Source organism: Methanosarcina mangrovi (assembly GCF_052057765.1).
In the GTDB taxonomy this organism is placed as follows: domain Archaea; phylum Halobacteriota; class Methanosarcinia; order Methanosarcinales; family Methanosarcinaceae; genus Methanosarcina.
In genome coordinates, this window is the sequence record NZ_CP195120.1 from 4,554,869 (window position 1) to 4,578,396 (window position 23,528).

Annotated in this window: 14 protein-coding genes; 6 read left to right on the forward strand and 8 right to left on the reverse strand. The window is 45.7% G+C overall.

Annotation, left to right across the window (positions count from 1 at the left end):
* Nucleotides 1–853: 853 nt before the first annotated feature.
* On the reverse strand, nucleotides 854–1,975 hold the full coding sequence (locus tag ACSAZL_RS20145; protein WP_440946345.1) for an ORC1-type DNA replication protein: 1,122 nt from the start codon (nucleotides 1,973–1,975) through the stop codon (nucleotides 854–856).
* Between the two features lie 609 nt (nucleotides 1,976–2,584).
* Between ACSAZL_RS20145 and ACSAZL_RS20150 the strand changes: the two genes are divergently transcribed.
* Nucleotides 2,585–5,266, forward strand: a complete 2,682-nt coding sequence (locus ACSAZL_RS20150; RefSeq protein WP_440946346.1) for a CYTH and CHAD domain-containing protein — start codon at nucleotides 2,585–2,587, stop codon at nucleotides 5,264–5,266.
* 51 nt (nucleotides 5,267–5,317) lie between these two features.
* On the opposite strand, the gene ACSAZL_RS20155 is transcribed toward ACSAZL_RS20150, so the two are convergent.
* From ACSAZL_RS20155 to ACSAZL_RS20180, 6 genes are all read right to left on the reverse strand, one after another.
* The gene (locus ACSAZL_RS20155) at nucleotides 5,318–6,949 is read right to left on the reverse strand and encodes a Ppx/GppA phosphatase family protein (protein WP_440946347.1); all 1,632 of its coding nucleotides are present in this window, start codon (nucleotides 6,947–6,949) and stop codon (nucleotides 5,318–5,320) included.
* 347 nt (nucleotides 6,950–7,296) lie between these two features.
* Complete coding sequence (gene ppk1, locus ACSAZL_RS20160; RefSeq protein ID WP_440948917.1) at nucleotides 7,297–9,483, reverse strand: polyphosphate kinase 1; 2,187 nt, start codon at nucleotides 9,481–9,483, stop codon at nucleotides 7,297–7,299.
* An 831-nt stretch (nucleotides 9,484–10,314) separates the two neighbouring features.
* Nucleotides 10,315–12,438 carry a MutS-related protein gene (locus ACSAZL_RS20165; RefSeq protein WP_440946348.1) on the reverse strand — a complete coding sequence of 708 codons (2,124 nt, stop codon included), beginning with the start codon at nucleotides 12,436–12,438 and terminating at the stop codon, nucleotides 10,315–10,317.
* Nucleotides 12,439–12,487: 49 nt separating this feature from the next.
* Entirely contained in the window at nucleotides 12,488–13,465 is a 978-nt protein-coding gene (locus ACSAZL_RS20170) for an alpha/beta hydrolase family protein (RefSeq protein WP_440946349.1), read from the reverse strand.
* Nucleotides 13,466–13,489: 24 nt separating this feature from the next.
* A complete protein-coding gene (locus ACSAZL_RS20175; protein WP_440946350.1) occupies nucleotides 13,490–13,657 on the reverse strand; it encodes a preprotein translocase subunit Sec61beta in 168 nt (55 codons plus the stop codon).
* Nucleotides 13,658–14,034: 377 nt separating this feature from the next.
* Nucleotides 14,035–15,054 (reverse strand): S-methyl-5-thioribose-1-phosphate isomerase, encoded by a 1,020-nt coding sequence (locus ACSAZL_RS20180; protein ID WP_440948918.1) that lies wholly within the window; start codon nucleotides 15,052–15,054, stop codon nucleotides 14,035–14,037.
* 614 nt (nucleotides 15,055–15,668) lie between these two features.
* Here ACSAZL_RS20180 and ACSAZL_RS20185 point away from each other — a divergent pair.
* Entirely contained in the window at nucleotides 15,669–16,769 is a 1,101-nt protein-coding gene (locus ACSAZL_RS20185; RefSeq protein WP_440946351.1) for an inositol-3-phosphate synthase, read from the forward strand.
* A gap of 151 nt (nucleotides 16,770–16,920) precedes the next feature.
* On the opposite strand, the gene radB is transcribed toward ACSAZL_RS20185, so the two are convergent.
* Nucleotides 16,921–17,631 carry a DNA repair and recombination protein RadB gene (gene radB / locus ACSAZL_RS20190; protein ID WP_440948919.1) on the reverse strand — a complete coding sequence of 237 codons (711 nt, stop codon included), beginning with the start codon at nucleotides 17,629–17,631 and terminating at the stop codon, nucleotides 16,921–16,923.
* 747 nt (nucleotides 17,632–18,378) lie between these two features.
* On the opposite strand from radB, the gene ACSAZL_RS20195 reads away from it, so the two are divergent.
* The 4 genes from ACSAZL_RS20195 to thiL all read left to right on the forward strand — a co-directional run bounded on the left by ACSAZL_RS20195 (nucleotide 18,379) and on the right by thiL (nucleotide 23,513).
* The gene (locus ACSAZL_RS20195; protein ID WP_440946352.1) at nucleotides 18,379–18,630 is read left to right on the forward strand and encodes a glutaredoxin family protein; all 252 of its coding nucleotides are present in this window, start codon (nucleotides 18,379–18,381) and stop codon (nucleotides 18,628–18,630) included.
* 69 nt (nucleotides 18,631–18,699) lie between these two features.
* Nucleotides 18,700–21,090 (forward strand): anaerobic ribonucleoside-triphosphate reductase, encoded by a 2,391-nt coding sequence (gene nrdD, locus ACSAZL_RS20200; protein WP_440946353.1) that lies wholly within the window; start codon nucleotides 18,700–18,702, stop codon nucleotides 21,088–21,090.
* A gap of 34 nt (nucleotides 21,091–21,124) precedes the next feature.
* Nucleotides 21,125–21,919 (forward strand): anaerobic ribonucleoside-triphosphate reductase activating protein, encoded by a 795-nt coding sequence (locus ACSAZL_RS20205; RefSeq protein WP_440946354.1) that lies wholly within the window; start codon nucleotides 21,125–21,127, stop codon nucleotides 21,917–21,919.
* A gap of 592 nt (nucleotides 21,920–22,511) precedes the next feature.
* Nucleotides 22,512–23,513: a thiamine-phosphate kinase gene (gene thiL / locus ACSAZL_RS20210; RefSeq protein WP_440946355.1), complete on the forward strand. Its 1,002-nt coding sequence runs from the start codon at nucleotides 22,512–22,514 to the stop codon at nucleotides 23,511–23,513.
* Nucleotides 23,514–23,528: the final 15 nt, after the last annotated feature.

A 23,528-nucleotide genomic window follows, 5' to 3' on the forward strand; every position in this document is an offset into this window, starting at 1 on the left:
GAAAAGTAATTTACACTCTTAATTTAATAGTATGGTGGAGATACAAGCATAGACAAAATAAGATTAAAAGGAGGTAGTAAACAATAGAAATTACAAAAAGAGATAAAGTCCTAATTTCAATCGCTTTGTGTCTATTTTTTGCCCGTATTATTTATTTTGGTTTCATTGCATTGAATGGCATAACTGAAGATATGATTCCATATTGCAATCTCGTTGAATTTATAACTTACATGTATGTAGTCGCATTATTTGCATTGCTTGTATCTGCAGTAGCAAAACTGGGACTAACAAAACGAGATAAAATCCTGGCTTCAATTATTTTATGTCTACTTTTCGTACACGTAGTACACGGGATGCTTGATCAACTCGGGGTTATAGGTTACGCCGTATTTACAGACTATGCGCTTCCTGTTTCGTTCTTTGTATTATTTGTGTGGAGCTGGCTTATTATGATACTTAATTCAATTGGTATTGTATTTGAGCAATACTCGTGGGGAGTAACGTCATATACATTCTATAGTATCATTGCATGGATTTCGCTGCTCGTACTTGTAAAATACACCAGAGGCATGAAACTTGTTCCAAGAATTTTCTATCTGTATCTCATCCCCGCCTTGGTAATGAGTCTTGCATATCTATATCACCTTCCACTCCATTGAGATAAACTTTGATACCGATGATAGAGAGTGTGCGGAGTACGAAGTATAAAAGAGATTATGAGATAACGAGACGAAAAACATCAGAACAAAGAAAATTAAAAATACAGACACATCGTGCCCTGTAATAAATTACGAAGCAGCATGGTTAGGATCAGGCTCTTAATAAGCATGTCTTCAGGCAGTTACTTTACTGCTCAACTTTTTTTAAGGCAGTTAAGAATGTCATCAGCTTCATACTTTGTCTTGATTATCCGCGTCCTGCCTCGCTTACCCTTGCCCGTAAAGTCGGCATCTACATAGTTGAGGGTCTGGAGCCTGTTTACCATGCCATAAAAACGGGTGTACCCAAGCTGGGTCAGTTCATGGAAGGATTTGTAGAGTTCTCCGGCCTTAACATCATCTGCCTTTGCGATCAGTTCTAGCAGCTGTTTTTCAGAATCCGAGAGAAGACTAATGCCCCTGCACAGGTGAAGAAGCTTGGAAGCTTCGTAGGCTTTTTCCACATCCTGGGATAAAATCATGCGGCTTCCCCTGCGCTCGGCGTTGAAACCCGAACGCCTCAAAAGGTCGATCCCGACCCTCAGGTCGCCCGTTTTTTCCACATATGAGACAACAAGTTCCAGCACGTCGTCAGAAATTACTTTCGGATAAAAGCCGTATTTAACCCTGTCCTTAAGGATGTCCAGAATCTCTGCCTCCCCGTATCTCGGGAAAGAGACTTCTTCAGGCAGGAAAACGGAGTTGACCCTCGAGTCCAGGCAATAAAGATCAGATGCATCGTTTACGATCCCTATAACCCCTATCTTTGCTCCCGGGTACTGCTCGTGCGCCCTGAGCAGAGAATACATCACTTCATTGGCATGCCCCTCACAGCAAAGATAATTGAGGTCGTCCAGGGCCACAATCAGGACTTTTTCCGAAGAGATCAGGAAATTCACAACGGTTTCGAAGAGTTTCCGAAAAGCAATCCCGGAATTCGGAGGGGAGATCCCGAACAGTTGCCTGTAAATCCTGGAAATCACGGCAAAACGTGTGGAGTCGATCTGGCAGTTGACTTTTACAGCCACAACTCCAGGAGCATGAGCCTCAACTTCCCTGAAAACCTTCATAACGGCACTGGTCTTTCCTGTCCCCGGAGGGCCGACCAGCAGACAATTCAAAGGCCTCATACCGCGCAGGGCCGGTCTGAGCGCAAACCTGAGCGCGTTTAACTGCGAATCCCTGTGGGGAAAATATTCCGGGAGATAATCCGGCTCAAGTACCGAAAGGTCCTTAAATAGAGTTTCGTCCCAGAGTAGAATATCATTGCCTGTCAAGGAAACTTGCTCCTTTGTTATTGATGTATCCTTTATAATGTATCCTTTTTGCTCCGTATTTTTTGAGGAATCTTCTGCAATTGCTGGATACTACGGTTGAGTGCTGGTCTGGAAAAAGTATGTTTGAACGGTTGATCACAATTGAATGCAGAGGGAGTAAATATGCAGCGGAAGTAAATATTCGGCGCAAATAATATTAGGTGTAATTTAATATTCAGGGTAAGTAAATATCATGAGTTTTACAGTTTGAACAATGTTTTTAAAAGATTATACTCCCGTTTTGATATAAATAAGTTAAATTTTTGGTAAATATAGCTATTGCTCTGTTTAAATTTTTAATAAATATGTTTTATTACATTTTAGCTTTTTGAATTTTTACCGGATTAATAAACTACTTCTGGGCCACCATTTTACCCTTTGAACATTCGATAAGCTACTTCCTGTCCACTATTCTGCCTTTTGGGTATTCGTGGAAGGGAAAACAAATTAAAGAATATAGAGAATAACTAAAATGCCGTAGATTCCTGAACACATATTTTAAGACTGAGTACATATTTGAAGAACAAGAACAGATACACTCAGTATTCACAGCGGGAAAGGGAGAAGAATATGGAAATAGAGTCAAAATTTCTGGTACCGGAAGAAACTGATTTTAAAGCTCTTGAAAATCTCTCCGGGCTTACTTCATATACTATTTCCGAGGCTCAGGTCCAGATCATCGAAGACATTTTTCTTGATACAAAAAATAAGGATATTATGGCCGCCGGGTATTACCTGAGAGTGAGAAAAGCCGCCGGAGAAAAAGGTAAATGGGTGACAATCAAAAGTCTGGGAGGCTTTGAGGGCGGGACCCACAGGAGAGAAGAATACGTCAGTTTCCTGCCCGAAGGGCTTTCGGTGCTTGAATGCCCCTCTCTCAGGATAAGGAATATGATTTTTGATTTTACCTCAGGGCTTGACCTGACTCCACTTATAACTCTCAAACAGAAAAGGATAATTCGTCAGTTAAATCTTGAAGGAAAGCTGGTAGCTGAAATCTACCTGGACAGGGTGAACCTCAAAAGCGAAAGCAGAAAAAAACTCTACAATGAGTTTGAAGTGGAACTTAAAAACGAAGGGACTGTCAAAGATCTCGAAGCTATCCGGGATTTCCTCCTCGACAACTACAGCCTTGAAGAAAGCCTTTTTTCTAAGTTTGAAAGGGCTTATCTTTTCAGGGAAAAACTTCCGGAAAAAACCTTCCTGAACATGCAAGAAAGAGCTGTCTGCGCACAGCTGGCAAACCACAAAAACATCTACGGCAAACAGGCTAAAACCCTTCTGTTACTTGACAGGGGCAACAGTCCTGCAGAAATCAGCCTTCTGCTTAAAGTTCCGGAACCTGAGATCGAAGCTTTACTCTTGCGGTTTGAAAAAGAAAGGCTTTCAATCTTTCCTTTTACAGGAACTAAAGAAAAAATTTCCGGAAAAAGTCCGGTATTTTATTTTCAATCGGATGGAGGGAATCCGGAACGGGGCTGGACAGAAATAGGTTATGAGGAATGGACTCCTGAAACTCTCCTGAAGTTCTATGGGATTGACAGGGAAAAAGCAGAAAATATAAAGACAGGAACCTTCGCCCTTTTTGACGGGCTTTCTGCCTATCACGGGCTTGGAAAGGAGGAAAAAGAACTGCTCGGCTTTGCAGCCCTCCTGCATGGTATCGGAAGTTCGGTCTCCAGAGGAGAAGAAGCGGTAATGAGCAGAGAAATTCTCCTTACCCATCCGATTAAAGGCTTGAAACTAAACGAACTGCGAATGCTTGCCCTTATCATGGAACTTCAGGACCTCGAAATAAGTGAAAAAAAGCTTTTTGCAGCCCTTGAAGAAAATAATACAGGCCTTTCCCCGGCTTTTCAGAATAAAGCCCTTATTCTTACGGCTTTTCTCCGGATTGCAAACCTTTCCGAAACAGGAGCTCAGGGTTTTTTCCCCTGCAGGTTCAGGCAGCTTGAAGGAGCTGTCGAAATAGAACTTACGGGACCTGATTCGGAAAAAACTGCAAAAAAAGCGGAAAAACGAAGTGAACTCTGGGAACATCTCTTCAGCACCAAACTCCGGTTTACGCAGGCAAGGGAACCGCCGGTATCAGGAGACTCGGAAAGAGCCCTGGAAAAAACCCCGGGAAGGACCTCAGAAAAAATTCAAAGAGAAAAAGGGGGAGGAGCTGAAGAAAAAGAAGGCGAAAAAATTCGGGAGAAAGTTGAAGGGAAAGTTGAAGAGAAAGCTGAAAAAAGAACCGAGAAGAAAAAAAGAAAAGAAACTAGGAAATCCACGGTCAGCCCGGAAGATTCCATGGCTTCCGTTGCACACAGGATCTTTGCATACCAGTTCTCCCAGATGCTCGCCCATGAAAAGGGAACCCGAAAAGGGGAAGACATCGAAGAGCTGCATGACATGCGCGTTGCAGTCCGAAGGATGAGGGCGGCAGCAACAGTCTTTAATGAATACCTTGAATCCGAAAAACTGGAACCGCACCTTAAAGGGCTCAAGAGAACACTTGGAGCTCTCGGAGGAGTCCGGGATCTGGATGTTTTCCGGGAAAAAGCCGAAACTTACCTGGAGACCCTGCCTTTCGGACACGAACACGACCTTGACCCTCTTTTTATCACGCTTACGGAGGAAAGAGAAAAAGCCAGGGAAAATATGCTTGATTACCTTGACAGTGAAAAATACAGCCGTTTTAAGAAAGACTTCTCGGAATTTCTGGAGTTTCCGGAAACCTGGGCTCTCCCCACAACTACGGAGAAGCATGATGCCCTGCCGAACAGGGTAACGGACGTGCTCCCTTCGATCCTCTATGCCCGTTTAGCCGACATAAGTGCCTACTCCGAATGGGTGGAAGGGCCCTATGTTTCGGTTGAGAGGCTGCACAGGCTCAGGATTGCGGCCAAGGGACTGCGTTATACTTTAGAGTTCTTTGAGAGCGTGCTCGGGAAAGAAGTTGAACCTTTAATCAAAGATTTTAAAGTTCTGCAGGATCACCTTGGAGACTTGCATGATGCAGCCGTTGCAACCAGTATGCTGGGTTTTTACCTGAAGACAGGGACCTGGAACCCTTCAGAAAGTGAAAAGGCATCGAATGAAACGCAGATTTCCGAAAACCCTGGAGTGGAAGCTTACCTTGCATACAGGGAAGAAGAACTCCTGACCCTGCTCAACACTTTTCCGGACGCCTGGGAAAAAGTCCGGACCGGAGAGTTTAGAAGAAGAATTGAAAGTGCAGTCAGAAGCCTGTATGAAAGCCTCTGAAGGATTTTCGGTTTATTTTTGAAAAAGTTTAATTTCCGTGGTGAAGAAGCTTCATTCCCGCTGGACTTCTTCAACCTCGACGCTGCCCTCAAAAATTAAAGGGACACCTGCAGCCTGTTCTATAAGGACTTTGGACTGGAGGTTATACCCAAACATCTTTTTGAAATACTTCTTCTGTTTCTCAACCTCCCAGATTTCGAGCTGGCACTCCCGCCGGGCATGCATCTCAAGCACAAGACTGTCGGTGGAAGCGATATAGAAACGAACATGAGAGATAATTCCCGTATGGGAACGGTCAAGCCCTTCGGCAATACGGAGCAGGGCACTTAGCAATCTGATACTTTTTACGGCTTCTTTGCTGAGCCCTTCGAGATTGGGATGCTTCTTTTTAGGGGTGTTTTTCCTGTGGAAATATGCAAGGTTTGCGATGATCTCGATTTCTTCAGGCTGGAAGCCGGGGAGGCTGCTCTCCCTTATAAGGTGATAGGCATGCGCCTGGTGGGTATCATATGAGAGGAATGTCCCTATGTCGTGCAGGGTCGCACCGTATTCGAGAAGCTCTCTCTCACTCTCCTGAAACTCGTAGACCCCAAGCGCCTGGATGCTGTCAAAGAGCTCGAGGGCAAGTCTGGTAACGATATGAGCATGTTCCTCGTCAAAGTTGCAGGCGAGGCCAAGCTGCATTATGCTGCGCTTTCTTACCGACATCTGCGTAACCATGTAAGAGAACTCGCTCTTTGAGATATAGTCCACGAGCAGCCCTTCCCTGAGCCCTCGCTTGCTGACCGCAATCTTCGGAAGTTCAAGCTCCTCCATAAGGGTCTCGATGATCGCAGCGCCTGCAAGGATTATGTCTGCTCTCTGGGCGTTTATTCCCGGGAACTTGCGCCTCTCTTCAAGTGGCAGGGCGCACATTGCCCTGACAATTTCCTTCAGGTCTTCGTACTCCAGCTTCTCGAAACTTTCATGGGCGGTTTTATGCAGGTAAACAAAAGCGATTTTTGCAAGATTTTCGATAGTTCCCGAGCTTCCAACCGCACAGCCTGCCCTGTACCTGGAAAGTTCTTTTATTATATCTACAGTCTTGCGCCGGATGTAGGCTTTGATCTGCTCATACTGCTCTTCGGAGACAGGACCTGTTTCATCCGGAAGGAACATGTTTGTCAGGCGGATTGCCCCGAGGTTAAGGGAGTGAAGGAAGTAAAACTGGTTCTGGTCCCCTATCGACACCTCAGTGCTCCCACCCCCGATATCAATGAAAAGAGCTTTTGTATAACCCAGACGGAGCCCGCTTGAGACCCCCAGATATATCAGACGGGCTTCTTCCGAGCCCGAGATCGTGCAGACCTCAAGGTTTGCCTCTCTTTTAATCATTTCAAGGAACTGAACCTTATTGCTCGCATCCCGGGTTGCGGAGGTTGCCACGGCTATGATCTCTTCTGCCCTGTAAGCCCTTGCAAGTTCCATGAACTTTTTACAGACAACGGTTGCCCTTTCCATTGCTTTTGGCTGCAGGATCCTGTCTATAAACTCCTTTTCTCCAAGCCGCACCGTTTCCTTCTGCTTGGTCAGGGGCTGGTAAGACCCGTTGGGATTGATCCGGACCAGAAGAAGCCGGACTGAGTTAGTCCCTATATCGATAAACGCAACAACCCTGCCTTCGGAAATTTTCTCGGGTTCCATTCATGACCACCTGAAAGCCCTGTCTCTCGTTTTTATAGAAGGATTGCAAGCTTCATAAGCTTCACAATATCAGTTCATATTTTTATTCTATTTGAGATTTATTTTTCGGACTTGTATTTTTTCCTGAATTCTATCTTTCTATATATGTAAAATTGTAAGTTCAAAAACCCTGCCCATATGAAGTTCCGGAAGTAGTATAAACTTCAGGTGGGAAAGGAAAACACAGGAAACTAAAAGAAAAAAATGGGAAGAAAAAGAAAAGAGAAAACAGAAAAGAGAAAGAAAAGAGGAAAAGGAAGAAAATAAAGAAAGAAGTAAAAAAAGAAAAAGGGAAATAAAAGCTTTTTTCAGCTCTTTTCCATTTTAAGCTCCCAGCTACCTCTGTTCTCAAGCAGCCAGAGCTGAGAATCCAGTTCTTCTTCTTCAGGCTGCGGATATATTCTTTCAGTCCTGCCGTTGGGGAGGAGAAGGCGAGCTTTTATGTTATCCTTCATGTGGGTTCCGAGAATGACATCACGCAGGACAGGAATGTAATCAGGGGATACGGGAAAGAGTACTTCGACCCGGTTGTCAAGGTTGCGGGGCATAAGGTCGGCACTGCCCATGAAGATCTCTTCTTTTCCGCCGTTCCTGAAATAGTATGCTCTTGAATGCTCAAGAAAACGTCCGACTATCGAAATGACCCTGACGTTTTCGCTCAGTCCGCAGATTCCGGGCCTGAGGCAGCAGATGCCCCTGACAATGAGATCTACCTTTACCCCAACCCGTGAAGCCCTGTAGAGTTCCCGGATGCACTGGTAGTCCACAAGAGAATTCATCTTGAAAATCAGGTGTCCGTTTCCGAATTTCTCATGCAGGTCGATCTCGCGCCTGATGCGCTCAAGGATCTGATGTCTCATGTTCTGGGGCGCTACCAGGAGCTTGATGTAATGGTCCTTTCTTGAATAGCCTGTAAGGGCATTGAAAAGGTCAGAGATATCTTTGCCTATGAAGGGGTCACTTGTGAGATAGCCGAAGTCTGTATAGAGTCTTCCGGTGACAGCGTTATAGTTTCCAGTGCCCATATGTACATAATACCTGATGCCTTCTTTTTCGGCTCTTACAATAAGGCACATCTTGGCATGGGTTTTGCGCCCGGGAAAGCCGTAGGCTACGTGAACTCCTTTGCGCTCGAGTTCCTTTGCCCAGCCAATGTTATTCTCTTCGTCAAAGCGGGCTTTAAGTTCGACAAGGACTGCAACCTGCTTGTTCCTGTCCGCAGCTTTCATGAGAGCCTGGATAATCCTGGAGTTGTCATCTACCCTGTAGAGAGTCATCTTAATTGCCAGGACATCCGGGTCATCAGCAGCTTCTTCCACCAGATCGGTTACCGATTCAAAACTATCATAAGGGTGATAGAGAAGGATGTCCTTCTTTTTCAGGGCTGAAAAAATGTTTTCTTTATTAGCCATAAGGGAATGTTTTCTTGGCTCAAAAGGCTTGTATTTAAGCTCAGGGCGGTTAATTTGCGTAAGCTTCATGAGGCTTGAGAGGCCCAGAGGTGCCGCTGACCTGAACATAAGAGGAGGAGTCAGCTCCAGGTTCTTAAGGAGAATATCGGAAACCCTTTCAGGCATGGTATAATCGGTCTCAAGCCGGACAGCAGGCCCGAAATAGTTTCTCCCCACCCTCTGCTTAACAGCGGTCAGGAGGTCCTTATCCCCATCTTCGTCAAAGCCGAGGTCAGCATCCCGGGTGATCCTGAAAGGGTAGGCTCCGAGGATACGCTGCCCGGGGAACAGCAGATCGAGGTTTGCAGCAATCAGCTGTTCGAGCCACACAAAAAGCCCTGATTTCAGTTCTTCAAAACCGGAACTAACTTTTTCCTGACCTTCTTCAGGGACAACAATCAGCCTTGCGAACATAGGAGGGATCTTGACCCTTGCAAAACGTTCCCCGTAGTCCGGGTCATCAATAAGTACGGCAAGGTTGAGACTCAGGTTTGAGATATGGGGAAAAGGATGCCCCGAATCGAAACCAAGGGGAGTAAGTAGCGGAAAAATGTTTCTTTCGAAGTAGTCCCTGAGTTTTTCTCTGTCTTCTCCGGAAAGCTCAAAGTAGTTAAGGACCTTAATTCCCTTTTCCCTTAGAGCAGGCTCGAGAACTTCATTCCAGCAGCTATCGTTTACAGGAAGCTGCCTTAGGAGTTCTTCCCGGATGACCTGCAGCTGTTCCTGAGCCAGTTCATCTGTCCGGTCTTCTTTTGCCCCTTCAGCAATACGTTTCTGGACTCCAGAGACCCTGACCATGAAAAATTCATCAAGGTTGCTCCCGAAGATGGAAAGAAATTTGACTCTCTCAAGCAGGGGATTGCGTTCATCCAGCGCTTCTTCGAGTACCCGGTCATTAAACTGGAGCCAGCTGTATTCCCTGTCTGCATAAAGGCATGGGTCGCTCAGGTCAGGCATGCCTGATACTTCAACCCGGATCCCCTCAACACTATCCGTAACCAATCTATCAAAATCTGCACACTGAATTGGGAAGTTCCGCTCCATTCCTATCACGCGTGGTCTGGGTTTTGTGTTTCTTCAGATCCATCCTCAAAAATATAAGAAGATCGGAATATAAGATTTTTGCCTGTTTTACTATTTGACATTACTACCAGATGTTTGTTCAGTATAAGTTAGCAGGGTTGAAAAGAAGATAGCCACCAATCCATTCCACAGCCAGAGTAGCCAGTTCCCGGGAAAAATTTTCCTGAACCGCGCACCAACCCTTTAAATAACCATTTAGCCGGCTGAGTTTTCGATTTCCTGTCGGGGGTGAGGCGCATCTTCTTATAAAGTAATCGGAGATGCATTGACACTAAGACGTATATAGACTTTTGGATTAACAGGAATGTAGAAACTGCCCGAAATCTCAGCTAACTCATTACTATTTATTAATATATAGTACTAAAGATTTATAATATTATCTCTAAGAAAACAGAAAAAATAAACAAAAAAGAATATGGTGGATCTATAGAAACGAAAATAACAGGATATTATCCCAGAGAAAACCACCAAAAATAACCAGAAAATGCCCATATGTATTCGAGAGAAATATGTTTTGAAAGAAATTTCAAAATAGATTTAGAAATTACCCGGAAAGTAAACTTTTGATTAAGGTCCTATTCTGTGAAGCTGGCCTCTAAAACAACTTAATTCTAAATTTGACGGTCAAACAATTCACAATTTAACAGCAAAATAATTCACAATTCGAAAGAAAATAATTCGTAACTTGACAAAAAATAATTCAAAATTTGACGGTCAAATAATTCGTAACTTGACAATCAAATAACTCATAACTTGTCACTGAAATTCGAACCCGAATAGCCCACTTATCCATTAATTTTTGAATTTATCCTTTAAATGGGCATAAAATTCCTGTTCTTTTCCCGTGGTCTTTCTCAGCAACCTTTCTACAATCAGTTCCGGAGTACTTCTTGCCACGCAATTGTATATCGGGTTTCGGTTTACGATCAGCTCCAGGCTTGAGTCCAGCCCCTCGGCTTCTATTCCGTCCACCCTGATATCTGTCCCGGTATTTTCAAGGATCAGTTCCGAAAGGTGGGAAACAAAAACCCCAAGGCTCTCTTCGCTTCGGGTAAGGTATTCAAGGATCCCTGCTATGATTCGGGCTGAGGCTCCGGGTTCTGTAATTGATTCCAGCTCATCGGCAAGCACAAGTTTCCCGGAAGCTTCGGAAAGCACGGAAAACTGTTTTAGAGTGGTCTCAAAGGCTCCCGCATCAAGCGTTCCTTTTGATTTTCCGAAATAGTAAAATTCTTCTACAGGGCCCAGCTCAAGTTCTTTTGCAGGGACGGGAAAACCCATGTGCCCGAGGACCACACACTGGGCAAGCAGTTCAAGTAAAGAGGTTTTGCCCCCGGAGTTCACCCCGCTCAAAAGCACAACCCTGTTTTCCAGCCCTTCCGGAGAAAAACGAGTTTTTCCGACGGAATAACTGACAGGGTCAATTTCTCCGTACCTGGCTTTCAGGAAAAGGTTTTCTCCCCCTTCAAAGCCAATTCCGGCTTCAGGAACTGGCTCCGGCATTTTCAGCCGAAGCTGTGCGGCAAAGCAGGCTATGGAAAAACCCAGGTCAAAGTCAAGGACTTCCCTGACAAGCCTTTCTACAGGCTGGCGGAAGCTTGAGAGGACTTTTGCAAGCTCCCTTTTGCGGGTAAGCCTGGCTTTTTCAAGAGACATATTCAATTTTTGCCTGAGAAGCTGCAGTTGAGCCTGTTCTGCCCGGAGAGGATAGGCGATTTCATCGGAAAAGAGGGAGTCAAGCATCAGTTTTTCCTGTTTCTGGAAATTGAGCTTCTCTGCGAGTTCCTCTTTTACGGCTTCGATCTCGCCTGTATAGACCCTGTTGAGTTCTTTTGCAAGCAGGTCTTTGATTTCCATTCCCCCGCTCACGAGCTTGATGAGTTCCTGCCCGCTCAGGGTAAGGGAGCTTGCTTCAAGTGTCCGGTTCATGTGCTGGTTTGCCTCATTTAAGGCAGAAGTCAGCACAGGATCGAGGTTTTGAAGGGCAGCTCCGAGCCTGTCAAGTTCGGGGTCAAAACCCTCAACAGGCTTTCCGTCCTCTCCCACTTTAAGAAGGGCTGTTTTGAGAGTCTCAAGCTCCTCATCAGAGAGTTCCTCAAAGAAATCAAAACCAGAAGCCTGCAGAGTTGATGTGATATCCAGGCAGGCAAGGATGCAGTCCAGGTTCCTTGAGAAAAAAGCCAGTTCTATTTCAGGCAGGATCTGCCAGAATTCCGTTTTTGAAGGGTCCTGGAAAAACTCGGGCTCAAGCCCTTCAGGCAGGTCAAAACCAAGATAAGTATCGTCAAAAACAATCACATTCGAGTAGCCTCTTGCAAGGTCCACGAACTCGGAAAAATCCTCCACCGCCTGGACAGGCAAAAATGCCTGGAACCTTTCCTTTGCTGCGTCCAGAGTTTTCCGGTCTCCGGAAAGAATTATCCTGTCCCTTACCCTCAAGCTCCCCGGGATCGGCCTGAGTTTTTTCACGCTGGAAAGAAGGCTCAGGAACTCCTTATCCGCAGAAAGGGCATTGGCCAGCTCCAGGTATTCCCCTACAAAAGCCCGTCTCTCCCGAATAAGGTCCATGCGGGACGCAGGAAACGGATAAAAAAGGTCCAGCTTGTCCTTTGCATGCGCCGTGTGGGCAAAGCTTTTTATCAGCTCGAGCAGGCGGGAGTAGAGGTCAAGAGCTTCTTTTGTCTTCAGGAAATCGGAAATTGCACAGCCTTCAACCCGAACCCTGACATCCCTGGCAAGGGAAAGGGCAAAGGTATGGCTGACCCCGTTGACCTCGGAAAGCGAAGCTATGTCCCCTTCAAGGATCGCCTGAAGAGCTGCTTCCTCGCTTCCGAAATGCTCGACAAGCCTGCCGGCTACTCGCTCACCTATTCCATTAAGTTCCCGTAAGCCTGAGAGTTGCTGAGGAGATACCATATTCAAAACACTTTTGTAGAATTAATTGGACCGAAGCCTGTACCAGTGGTCAGTTCAGGAAGAGTTCAAGTTCTTTCTCAAGATAGGGGCGCATAGAAGCAGTATATCCGTGCGTTTCTTCTGTAGCATTATACATTGCCTTTGGCTCTTCTGCAAGGGCAAAAGTCCTGAGTGCCAGTTCATGCGAGATTACGGTATCATTAAAAGAGTGTACCATAACAAGCCTTGAAGGCGGCAGGGCACTGAGATAAGTGTCCGGATCAATTGAAAGGTAGAACCGATAAGCTTCGGAGTCAGCCACACTTGCCGGGTCGATCTCTTCAGTGCCATACCCTGAAGTGCTGATCCCTATAACCCCTTTAAGGGAAGGCTCAAGGGCACAGGCAATAATTGCAAACCTGCCGCCGTTACTTTCCCCGAGAATTGCAAGCCTTTCAGGATCTATTTCAGGCTGGACGGAAAGCACGTCTGCGGCTTTGAGGGCGTCATAAACCATAAGGTGTTCGACAGGTTCGAGGCCTGCCCTGAAAAGTTCAAGATCCCGGTCAACGTTTATTGCACCCTTGTTGCGCTGGTCAAGGGTGAGAGTTGCATATCCCATTTTAGAGAGTTCGGCAGCCAGCCCCTGTTCCCCTTCTTTACTGACTCCTGCTCCCGGGAGCAGAACTATGCCGGGGGAAGAAGAAGCGTTTGCAGGAATTCTCAGGAGAGCCTGGACATTTTCGCCACTGCTCTCAAAAGATACCATTTTCAGAATATCCGGGTCTTCGGGAGAGTAAGGATCCTCAATTTCCTGAACCGTAAATACGGGCCCTTCTCTCGGGGAAAAAGATAATATTCCTGCCTCCGAAATCTTCCAGGGAAGAGTTTCCTCTATGGAATTGGAGGGGTTATACAGGACCCCGAAGAAACCCACAACTATAAGGAGAAAGCCCAGAATAAAAACTGCGGGTTTCGGGGTTCTGGCGCCTGAAGAAAATTTCTTCGTTTTTTTGAGATCTTTTTTTCCAGAACTATGCCTGCTCAAAGGAACCCTGCCAGAAAACTGTAGTTACGGCCAGAAGCCGTTTACAGCACTTAAGAATAGTACTGCTATGCCCGCAACGGCGCCAACGATCAGCACTGTTTTTGGCTGGATATGAACTGCATTTTTGTCGGCTTCGTAGTAGCGCATGAGCCCTGCTGAGGACTGAAGTCCGGAACCTGATCTTTTAGCCATGAGTAATAACACCTTTAAGAATACGTATGATATTGATTATATGACATTGATTAATCGAATACGTATGATATTGATTATATGATATTGATTAATTGATTCGTTCCTGATTGGAATTTTTGGATGTCTAGCTCTGGAATATTATCCTGAGATTAGAAAATGTAACTTAACTGTAAATTTACTGTTTACCGTTAGTTTTGAACTCCTCACTCAGATAGTTTTAAACTAACCATATGATTAGTATTAAACTTCTCATTTGGATAGTTATCAGATAATTTACAGTTCTCATATATAAATCCTGCAGAGCTATTCCGGAACAGGTCTGCTCCAGGAAAGAAAAAACGCGACCTCAAATTTCCAAAAACCGGAGACGGAGGATCTCAGACGAGAACCTCGTCCAGCAGGAAAGGCGGATAAAATACTCCATTATCAGTGATTACCGCTGTCACGTTTTCCATGGGGGTTGCATCGAAAGCAGGATTATAGACCTCAACGTCTTTCGGGGCAAGCTGCTGGCAGCCTGAGAACCGCAGCTCATCAGGGTCTCGCATTTCAATCTTTACGCTTCCTTCCCACCCTTTGAAGTCGAAAGTAGAGATCGGAGCTGCCACATAGAAGGGAATCTCATGCTCTTTTGCAAGGACCGAGTGCGTATAGGTCCCGATCTTGTTAAAAACAACATCCTGGGTAATCCGGTCGGCTCCTACGAGCACGCTGTCCACAAGTCCCTGGTGCATTGCCCAGCCAGCCATAGAATCCGCAATAAGAGTTACAGGGATTTTGTCCTGCATGAGTTCCCAGGTGGTGATCCTGCTTCCCTGGTTCAAAGGCCTCGTCTCGCAGACAATAACTTTGATATTTTTGCCTTCCGCAATAGCCGAACGCACAACTCCTAGTGCCGTCCCCCAATCAACACAGGCAAGCCTTCCTGCGTTGCAGTGCGTAAGGACGGTATCTCCGTCTTTCAGGAATTTTGCCCCGTATTTGCCTATCAGTTTATTTGTTGCTATATCCTCTTCCGCAATATCCCTAGCTTCCTGAAGGGTAATATCCCGGGCCCCCTGAACATCGAAGGCATCAGAAACTGCTTTTAAGACCCTGTCCACACCCCAGCCCAGGTTTACGGCTGTAGGGCGGGTCGATTTAAGGGCTTTTGCCGCGACCTTGAGGTCTCTGTTCATCGATTCAAGATCTTTTGCCCCGCTGAGGGAAGCTGCCAGAGCGATTCCAAAGCCACCCGCAGCCCCGAGCGCAGGTGCGCCCCTGATTCTGAGAGATTTTATAGCTTCGCAGAGCGAACTAAGGGTTTTGCATTCTATAACTTTGTACTCCTGCGGGAGCAAGGTCTGGTCTACCAGCACCACGGAATTGGACTCTTCGTTCCAGTCAATTGTCCTCATTAAATCACTTTCCGATGTGAACATCAGGTTCTGCCGGAAAATCTTCCGACTTCCCTTTCAAGCCATCCATCTAATAAAAACCTATTCGACTCGTTTCTTCTCAAAGGGGAACGTTTCGTTTCCCCGGAACTATCATTATGCTCCGCATTGTTTATCCTGCACGTTGCATCTTCATCGTCATACCTGCATTGTTATATCCCGTATCAGGCGACCTGAAAACCTAAGTAGGAATTTAAACTGAAAAAAGCTCTGTTTCGGATAAAAAATAACATATAAGTGAGTGGCTCAGAAGCCAAACAGCAGAATTAAAAATTTTATTTCATTATAGCTGGCAAATTTTAGAGTGCGCTTTAGATATATAAGCAAAAAGAATATTCCTTTCATGGGGAGCAAAATTAGATATAATAGATTTATAAAGTAACAGTACAAATAAGAGAAGATTTAAAATCAATAGCTGAGATACAGGAAGATTCGTAATTTCAGGAATCATAATTTCATAAATTTCAGGGACCTTGAACCCATAAATCCTTAAATTTCGGAAGTTCTGAGAATCTGTTGTTTCATGCAAATTGTGGTTTATGAGAGTCAGGGTATTCATCGGAGAGTAAGCGCTTATGACAAAAATAAAAATAGCAATTGCAGGAATCGGGAACTGTGCAAGCTCTTTGATACAGGGCATCGAGTACTATAAAACCGACGATAAAGATCCCATAGGACTTATGCACAGGGACATTGGTGGGTACAAGCCCGGCGATATCAAAGTTGTTGCTGCCTTTGACGTTGATGCCAGGAAGGTAGGAAAGGACGTGTCAGAGGCCATTTTTGCTCCCCCGAACTGCACCGCGGTTTTTTGTCCTGATGTCCCTCCCACAGGCGTGAAGGTTAAGATGGGTAGAGTTCTTGATGGGGTCTCTGGCCACATGAAGAATTATGGGGAAAATTACACATTTGTTGTTAGTAAGGAGCCTGAAGCCACAAAAGCCGATATTGTGAAAGAGTTGAAGGATTCTGGCGCCGACATGCTTCTTAATTACCTCCCCGTAGGTTCCGAAGAAGCTGTCCGTTTCTATGCCGAATGCGCCCTTGAAGCCGGGGTGGCTTTAATCAACAACATGCCTGTTTTCATTGCAAGCAACCCTGAGTGGGCAAAGCGGTTTGAAGAAAAGAATATTCCAGTTATAGGCGATGATATCAAAGCCCAGCTTGGGGCAACTATTACCCACAGGGTCCTTGCAGACCTGTTTGAAAAACGCGGTGTAAAGCTCGAAAGGACATACCAGCTGAACACTGGCGGAAACACCGATTTCCTCAATATGCTCAACCGGAACAGGCTTGCTTCCAAGCGTGAATCCAAGACCGAAGCCGTACAGTCCGTGCTCTCGCATAAGCTTGCGGATGAAAATATCCATATCGGGCCGAGCGACTACGTTGCCTGGCAGAAAGACAACAAGGTCTGCTTCCTTCGAATGGAAGGCAAACTTTTCGGGGACGTCCCAATGAACCTTGAAATGAGGCTTTCGGTAGAAGATTCCCCTAACTCTGGAGGTGTGGTAATTGATGCCATTCGTTGCTGCAAGCTGGCTCTTGACCGCGGGATAGGAGGAGTGCTGTACTCGCCGGCATCCTACTTCATGAAACATCCGGCTATCCAGTACCCTGATGACGAAGCCTACAGAAGGACCGAAGAGTTCATAGCCGGTACCCGGGAACGTTAAAGCAGGAAACAAAATACTCCCGGAGAGAAAAGTTCCTGTAAAAACAGTTTAATGCCAGAAAATCCCGGAAATATCCGGGAACCTTACGTTTTTTCCTTTTTTGAAATACTTCCTTTGAATGAGATATCCGGGAACATTACATTTTTCCTTTTTAACGGATTCCTTCTGCTGTAATCGTAAATTCCGCGCTTGAACCTTCAGGGCGGGAGCGGTGTTTGTAGAGGACTGCGCGCCTTTTCCCTTCACCCGTTTTTTCCAGCCTGAGGATTGTTTTAGAGATATGCTCCAGGGAACTGCCTCCCAGGGGGCGCACCCCTCCTACAATGACATCCGAGTAAACCTGATTTGTTATAACTGCGGCAAAACCGTATTTGCGGGCAAGGGCATGCAGGAACCCTATCTGGTTAGCAAGCTCTCTGCGGCTTTTTATGCCTGTATCCTCATCTTCGAGTTCAAACCGGTAGTAAGAAGTGGCAGAATCCAGAATCACAAGCCCTATATTCTCACCCGCTATCCTCTCTACCTCTCTTACGGCTGAATACTGCTCTTCAAAACTCAGAGGTTCGTAGATAATTATGTTCCCGGCTATTTCCTTTGCATTTTCGCCTGCTATCTGCTTGAAACGAACAGGAGAAAGCCCTTCGGTATCGATGAAAATGACTTTCTGCCCCTGCTTTACACATTCCACTGCAAGCTGGATGCAGATGTTTGTTTTTCCGGTTCCTGCGGCTCCGAAGACCTGAGTTACGATCCCTCGCTCGAAACCTCCTCCCAGGAGGTCATCAAGGGGTTTACAACCGGAAGATAATAATTTCTCTATGGTGTGACACCTCTCTTTGCACTTGACAGAGGTATGAGAGATCAATGATATAATGCTTTTTTCATATTTTCTTGCCTTCTTTTAAAAAGAAAGGCTTAAAAGCCAGAAAGGTAAAAGGGAGCAGAAAAGAAAGACAAATTCTCAGTCCTTTCCCTGAAACTGAGAGGGTTTCTCCCCCTAATATGTTATAATGTCTTCAAGGAATAAGGTCATATATATAATAACCGTACCTGTATTTATTAAAGTGCCTTTTATACCAGATAAAGTCTTCTGTATTTGAAAATACCCTGAGAAATCAGGCATTTTTTTAAAAACAGAAGCCATTAAGTTTGTTACCATATCTGATAACAAATGGCGTTCTTTGTATACAAAGTGAGAGGGTTGGAGGAAACTATTGTATACAAAACAAAGGATCTTTTGTATTCAGACCTGAGGTTAAAAACCATTATAAATGAGATCGGGCATTTAGAATAATTACCTGGAAATAAAGATAACCTTCACTCAATAGAGTGAGAAATGATATCTAGAGGGGCAGTCTTTGGGAACCACATGCCCTGTTCCGATGTTGCTGACAAGTCTGGGAAAATTATTATAGAATAAATCGGGTTGGCTAAGGAATGGTACCCATGTGGGGGTTTGTTTTGTTGCTGTGATGCGCTCTGCGCCGGCACACTCACCCTCCCCACAATGGAAATAAAACAAGAATGTAGTAACAAAAAACGAAACATGTAAAAGGCATGTTAAAAAACATGTAAAAAAACTGTACCATAAATCAGAGGGGCGCAAAGCATGGCAAAAATAATCGTTTATACAACTGAACGTTGCCCGAAGTGCAACAAATTAAAAAAATATCTTGAAGCAAATTCAGTACCCTTCGAAGTAGCAGATATGTCCACCCCGGAAGCTCTAACGGAACTGCGTTTCAACGGAGTCTTCACAGTGACAGCGCCTGTATTACAGATCAATAGCGAATTCCTGACACACGACGAAATCTTCCGCGGGGAAGACGTTAATCCGGAAAAACTCCGGGGAATTCTGTGACAAACCCCGCTAAACTTCAACGATAAATAACTTACATCCCTCCTTAAAACAACTACTGAAGATGAGAAAATGACAGGCGATATTCTCTTACACGATGACGAATTATCCGAGAACCAGTCAGGGAAAAAAGCACTTGACGGGCTCTCCATCTCCGTATCTTCCCTTCCTAAAAATGACCGGTTATCCGACAATCAGCCCGTGCAAAAGACACTTGACGGGTTGTCTGTCTCTCCCCTCCCAAAGGTAAGAACAACAGACGGTTTCATGCTTAACTGGGACCGGAACATCATTGTGAACCAGCTTCTGAAAGAAACAAAACTGAGCGAAATATTCTATGGCAAACCTGCGATCACAAAAGAGGAAGCCGTTGATATTGCAAAAGAAGCGGAAAAAATCATCCGAAAGATGAACATCAAGTTTCTTTCAGGCCCCCTTATCCGGGAAATAGTGAACAACATACTTCTTGACAGAGGGCATGTGGAATGGAGAAATATAATGACAAGAGTCGGGGCATCCGTTTACGATGCTTATGAAATCGACTCTGGATTCGGTTTTGGGGCAAACGATAATGCAAACCAGCTGAACAATGCCGAGACCTCCCACAAAAGAAAAGCCGACAAAATGTCCAAAGAGCAAAATCTCCTTCTGATGCCAAAAGAGCTTGCAGACCTGCACCTGAACGGGGATTTCCATATCCATGACCTCGAATACATGGGCACAAGGCCTTTTTGCCAGGACTGGGACCTTCGTTACTTCTTTTACTACGGGCTCATGCCTGATGGCGTAGGGACCCAATCAAGCGTTGCAAAACCTGCAAAGAATGCCGAAGTAGCTTTCCTTCATGCGGTAAAGGCAATGGGTTCCGCACAGACCAATTTCGCAGGTGGACAGGGCTTTTACAATTTCCTGACCTTTATTGCACCCTATCTTGAAGGCAAGTCCGAAGTTGAAATAAGACAGTTAATGCAGATGTTCGTCTATGAAATGATGCAGATGATGTGCGCAAGAGGCGGACAGACTGTCTTTTCCTCGGTGCAGCTTTCTCCCGGAGTCCCAAAGCTCTGGAAAAACATTCCGGTTGTTGCCATGGGCAAAGTCTGGGATGGCAAGCAGGCCCCCCTCAGGGCCTACGGAGAATTCGAAAAAGAGGTCCGTCTCGGGTTTAAGGCGCTTATGGACGTCATGCTTGAAGGAGATGCCTGGGGCAAACCTTTCAGCTTCCCGAAGCCTGAAATCTCTCTCGAACCCGACTTCATGGAAGAAGACGAGAGCTTTAACGGGGCTCACCCCGAACTTCCGACTTACAAAGAACTGTACAGGCTGACCTTTGAACTGGCTGCCAAATTCGGAACTCCCTACTTTGACAACCAGCTTCCCGAATACAGAGGCGCAGGAGAAGGGATTTCATGCTACCAGTGCTGTGCCTACCAGTTCTCTGCAAACCCTACCGATGATAAAGAATTCGATGACAAGCTGCATTTCAGGGATGGAAAACACTTCTCCATGGGCTCATGGATGGTCCTGTCTCTAAACTGTCCGAGAGCTGCATACAGGGCCGAATATAATGATGAGAAGCTTTTCACCGAACTCAAAACCCTGATGAACAGGGGTGTGGAAGTTTTCAAGATCAAGAGGAGATGGATGAACAGCCTGATCAAGAAAAACAGGATTCCCTTTGCAGCCCAGTGCCCCAAGGACCCGAACACCGGAGAAAAAGGAGCAATGGCTGTGGACTTCGAGAGCCTTGTGTATACTATAGGGATAGTAGGGATCAATGAAATGGTCCAGTACCACACCGGCTACCAGATCCACGAGTCTCCTATTGCGTATAAGCTTGCAATCAGGGCTATGTTCGAAATGAAAATGCATGCCCAGAAGCTCTCAAAGGAAAACGGCATGGAGATTGCCCTTGCAAGGACTCCTGCGGAAACTACAGCCCAGCGCTTTGCAGTCTCCGACCTCCTGCACAGGGAATATGCCGAAAAAGCCGAACTCATAATTAAAGGGGACCTGAAAACCGCAAAGAAAGAAATCAATGAGACCCATGACCTGCCGATTTACTATACCAACGGGACTCACATCCCGCCAGGCGCAGATGTGTCTCTCCCTGAAAGGATAAAGTATGAGCATACTTTCTTCCCGATCGTAGACGGAGGAAACATCATGCATATCTGGCTTGGAGAAGGAAAACCGGACCCTGACGGCCTGCAGGAACTTGCCATGCATATAGCAAAGAACACACAGACAGGGTACTTTGCCTTCACCAGGGACATGACCGTATGCACTGACGAGGGATACGTAGCTGCCGGCCTGCTGGACAAATGCCCTAAATGCGGGTCCGAAAACGTACAGCACCTCTCAAGGATCACAGGGTACCTCCAGTCCGTAGAAGGCTGGAACAGGGGCAAGCGCCAGGAACTCAAGGACAGGAAACGCTACGGTACAAGGGAACTCAGATAAGAGTTCCTTCGCCCTTTTTTATTCAAACTGAAAAATGGTAGCTCTTATGAAGATAAATTACGCAGGCACTGTCCCGCTTTCAACCCTTGACTGGACAGGAAAAGCTGCGGTTACAATCTTTTTTAGAGGCTGTCCTCTTCGCTGCCCTTACTGCCAGAACCATCCGTACCTCGAAGGGGCAGGTCTTGTGGAACTTGATTTTGTGAAAGAGCAGATCAAAATATCGAAACCTTTCGTAAGTGCGGTTGTTTTTTCTGGAGGAGAACCCCTCATGCAGGGAGCTGTTATTCCTCTTGCAGAGTTTGCAAAAAGTCTCGGGCTTGCAGTAGGGATCCATACAAACGGTTGTTACCCTGAAAGGGCTGCCGAACTGGCTGAGCGGAAACTGGTCGATAAGTTCTTTATCGACATAAAAGCCCCTCTTGACGATCCTGAACTTTACGGAAAGGTTGCAGGTTGGAAAGAATACAAAGGTGCAAGTATTGTCGTCAACAAGACTCCGGAAGAAATCATCGCAGCCGTTGCAAAAACAATCGAGACAGCAGATACCAGCGGCCTGGAACTGGAACTCCGGACAACTGTAATCAGAGACTTCGTCGGGAACGAAAAGGAAATTTCCAGCATAGCAGCCTGGATTTCGGAACACGTTAAAAATAGAGAGGTCACATATGTGCTGCAGCAGGGAATTCCGGAACACAGTCTTGAGGAGGGACTCAGGAAAAACAGGGTTCTGGAGAGAGAAGAACTTCTCGAACTTGGAAAAATAGCAAAAGGCTTCCTGGAAAAAGTAAGGATAAGGACAAAAGAAGAAGGAGAAGAAATCGTCTGATATTATCTGGCACCGTCAAGCAACCTACTGGAATCTGACGACGAAACAGCCTTGCTATACTTGAATACAAAGTGATCTTACTGGAATCTAACTATAAAACAGCCTTATAGATACGATTCAAAGTAATCTTGTCTGGATCTAACAGTGTCCATTAACTCTTTTATCCTGTCCACCCGTTCTTTCATTGCGCCATCCATTTATCTTTTTACTAATTGTTATTTTACCAAATTTTTACAGAAAAAATATGTTTTAGGTTCAAATGAATTTGAAGTTTACAAAAGCCTTATACATGCCAAAGCATAAAAGAAAATGATTAAACCCCTGGTAAAAACCCCTTTACCTGGAATTCATTATCCTGTATTCGAAAGTACAGGTATCCCGGAAAGTTCCCTCATAGTTTCTCCGGGGATATTCCCTGCTGCACTCCTGACAATAGATCAAAAAAATCCTGTATGCACACCACCAAACTTTTGTGTAACCTCCGGGGTTACAAAAGTTAAATAAAGGAGAGGGACTCAGTCCATTTTAGCCCGGAGAAGGGTACGTATCTATAAAAAAGGAAAGCGGAAGTAATCGCTTCCAAAAAATGACCATGAAAGAAACAAAAGTATCTTCAGTCGGAGAGCGCGCTCTAATCTCCCGCTTATCTGAGATTTTCAATGCCCCCGAAGGAAAGGAGAAAGGACAGGAAGGGATCCTTATAGGTGCCGGTTCCGATGACTGTGCCGTCCTTGACCTGAAAGGTGAAGACTGTCTGGTCGTTACGACTGATATGCTGCACAGAACTACGGACTTTCCTCCGGAAATGACCCCCTGGCAGATGGGCTGGATGTCCGCAGCCGTAAACCTGAGCGATATCGCAGCTATGGGTGCAGAGCCAACAGGCCTCCTTATGGCAATAGGCATGCCTGCAGATACTGAAATTGCTTTTGTCGAAGAACTTGCAAAAGGCATACAGGCATGCGCCGAATTCTGCGGAACTGCTGTTATCGGAGGCGACCTCGATACCCACGCAGAACTGACAATTACAGGGACAGCCCTCGGAAGAGTTAAAAAAAGCCAGCTCCTCCTGCGAAAAAGGGCAAAGCCCGGAGATCTTGTCTGTGTCACGGGATATACAGGATCAGCCGGAGCCGCCCTTGAAGCGATCCAGTCGAAAAAGCCGGTCAGCAAAACCGTCCTGAAGGCTCTTTTTGAACCTGTTCCCCGCACCAGGGAAGCCCGGAAACTTGCGGAATCGGGTGCAGTCACAGCCATGATGGATACAAGTGACGGCCTTGCCATGTCTCTTTACGACCTTGCCAGGCAGAGTAAGGTAGGTTTCCGGATCCGGGAAGAGGCTCTTCCAGTTCTCCCGGAAGTAAGAGAGTTTGCTTCGGATCCCGGGGAACTGCTGGAATTTGCCCTTTACACGGGCGGAGACTTCGAACTCATTTTCACAGTTGACCCGGGACGGCTGAAAAAAGTACAAAATATATGTAACTTGACTATCATAGGGGAATGCACAAAGTACGAAACCGGTATTGTGCTCGAATCCCTCGAATGCGAGCTGACAGCCATAGAGCAGCGGGGATACCTGCAGCTAAAAGCTTGAACAGTTAATCGTCCA

What these genes read in the sequence shown, in the direction of transcription:
- ACSAZL_RS20150 (WP_440946346.1), top strand. Translation starts at nt 2,585, where the DNA reads ATGGAAATAGAGTCAAAATTTCTGGTACCGGAAGAAACTGATTTTAAA.
- ACSAZL_RS20155 (WP_440946347.1), bottom strand. Translation starts at nt 6,949, where the DNA reads ATGGAACCCGAGAAAATTTCCGAAGGCAGGGTTGTTGCGTTTATCGAT.
- ppk1 (WP_440948917.1), bottom strand. Translation starts at nt 9,483, where the DNA reads ATGGAGCGGAACTTCCCAATTCAGTGTGCAGATTTTGATAGATTGGTT.
- ACSAZL_RS20165 (WP_440946348.1), bottom strand. Translation starts at nt 12,438, where the DNA reads ATGGTATCTCCTCAGCAACTCTCAGGCTTACGGGAACTTAATGGAATA.
- ACSAZL_RS20175 (WP_440946350.1), bottom strand. Translation starts at nt 13,657, where the DNA reads ATGGCTAAAAGATCAGGTTCCGGACTTCAGTCCTCAGCAGGGCTCATG.
- ACSAZL_RS20180 (WP_440948918.1), bottom strand. Translation starts at nt 15,054, where the DNA reads ATGAGGACAATTGACTGGAACGAAGAGTCCAATTCCGTGGTGCTGGTA.
- ACSAZL_RS20185 (WP_440946351.1), top strand. Translation starts at nt 15,669, where the DNA reads ATGACAAAAATAAAAATAGCAATTGCAGGAATCGGGAACTGTGCAAGC.
- ACSAZL_RS20195 (WP_440946352.1), top strand. Translation starts at nt 18,379, where the DNA reads ATGGCAAAAATAATCGTTTATACAACTGAACGTTGCCCGAAGTGCAAC.
- nrdD (WP_440946353.1), top strand. Translation starts at nt 18,700, where the DNA reads ATGACAGGCGATATTCTCTTACACGATGACGAATTATCCGAGAACCAG.
- ACSAZL_RS20205 (WP_440946354.1), top strand. Translation starts at nt 21,125, where the DNA reads ATGGTAGCTCTTATGAAGATAAATTACGCAGGCACTGTCCCGCTTTCA.
- thiL (WP_440946355.1), top strand. Translation starts at nt 22,512, where the DNA reads ATGAAAGAAACAAAAGTATCTTCAGTCGGAGAGCGCGCTCTAATCTCC.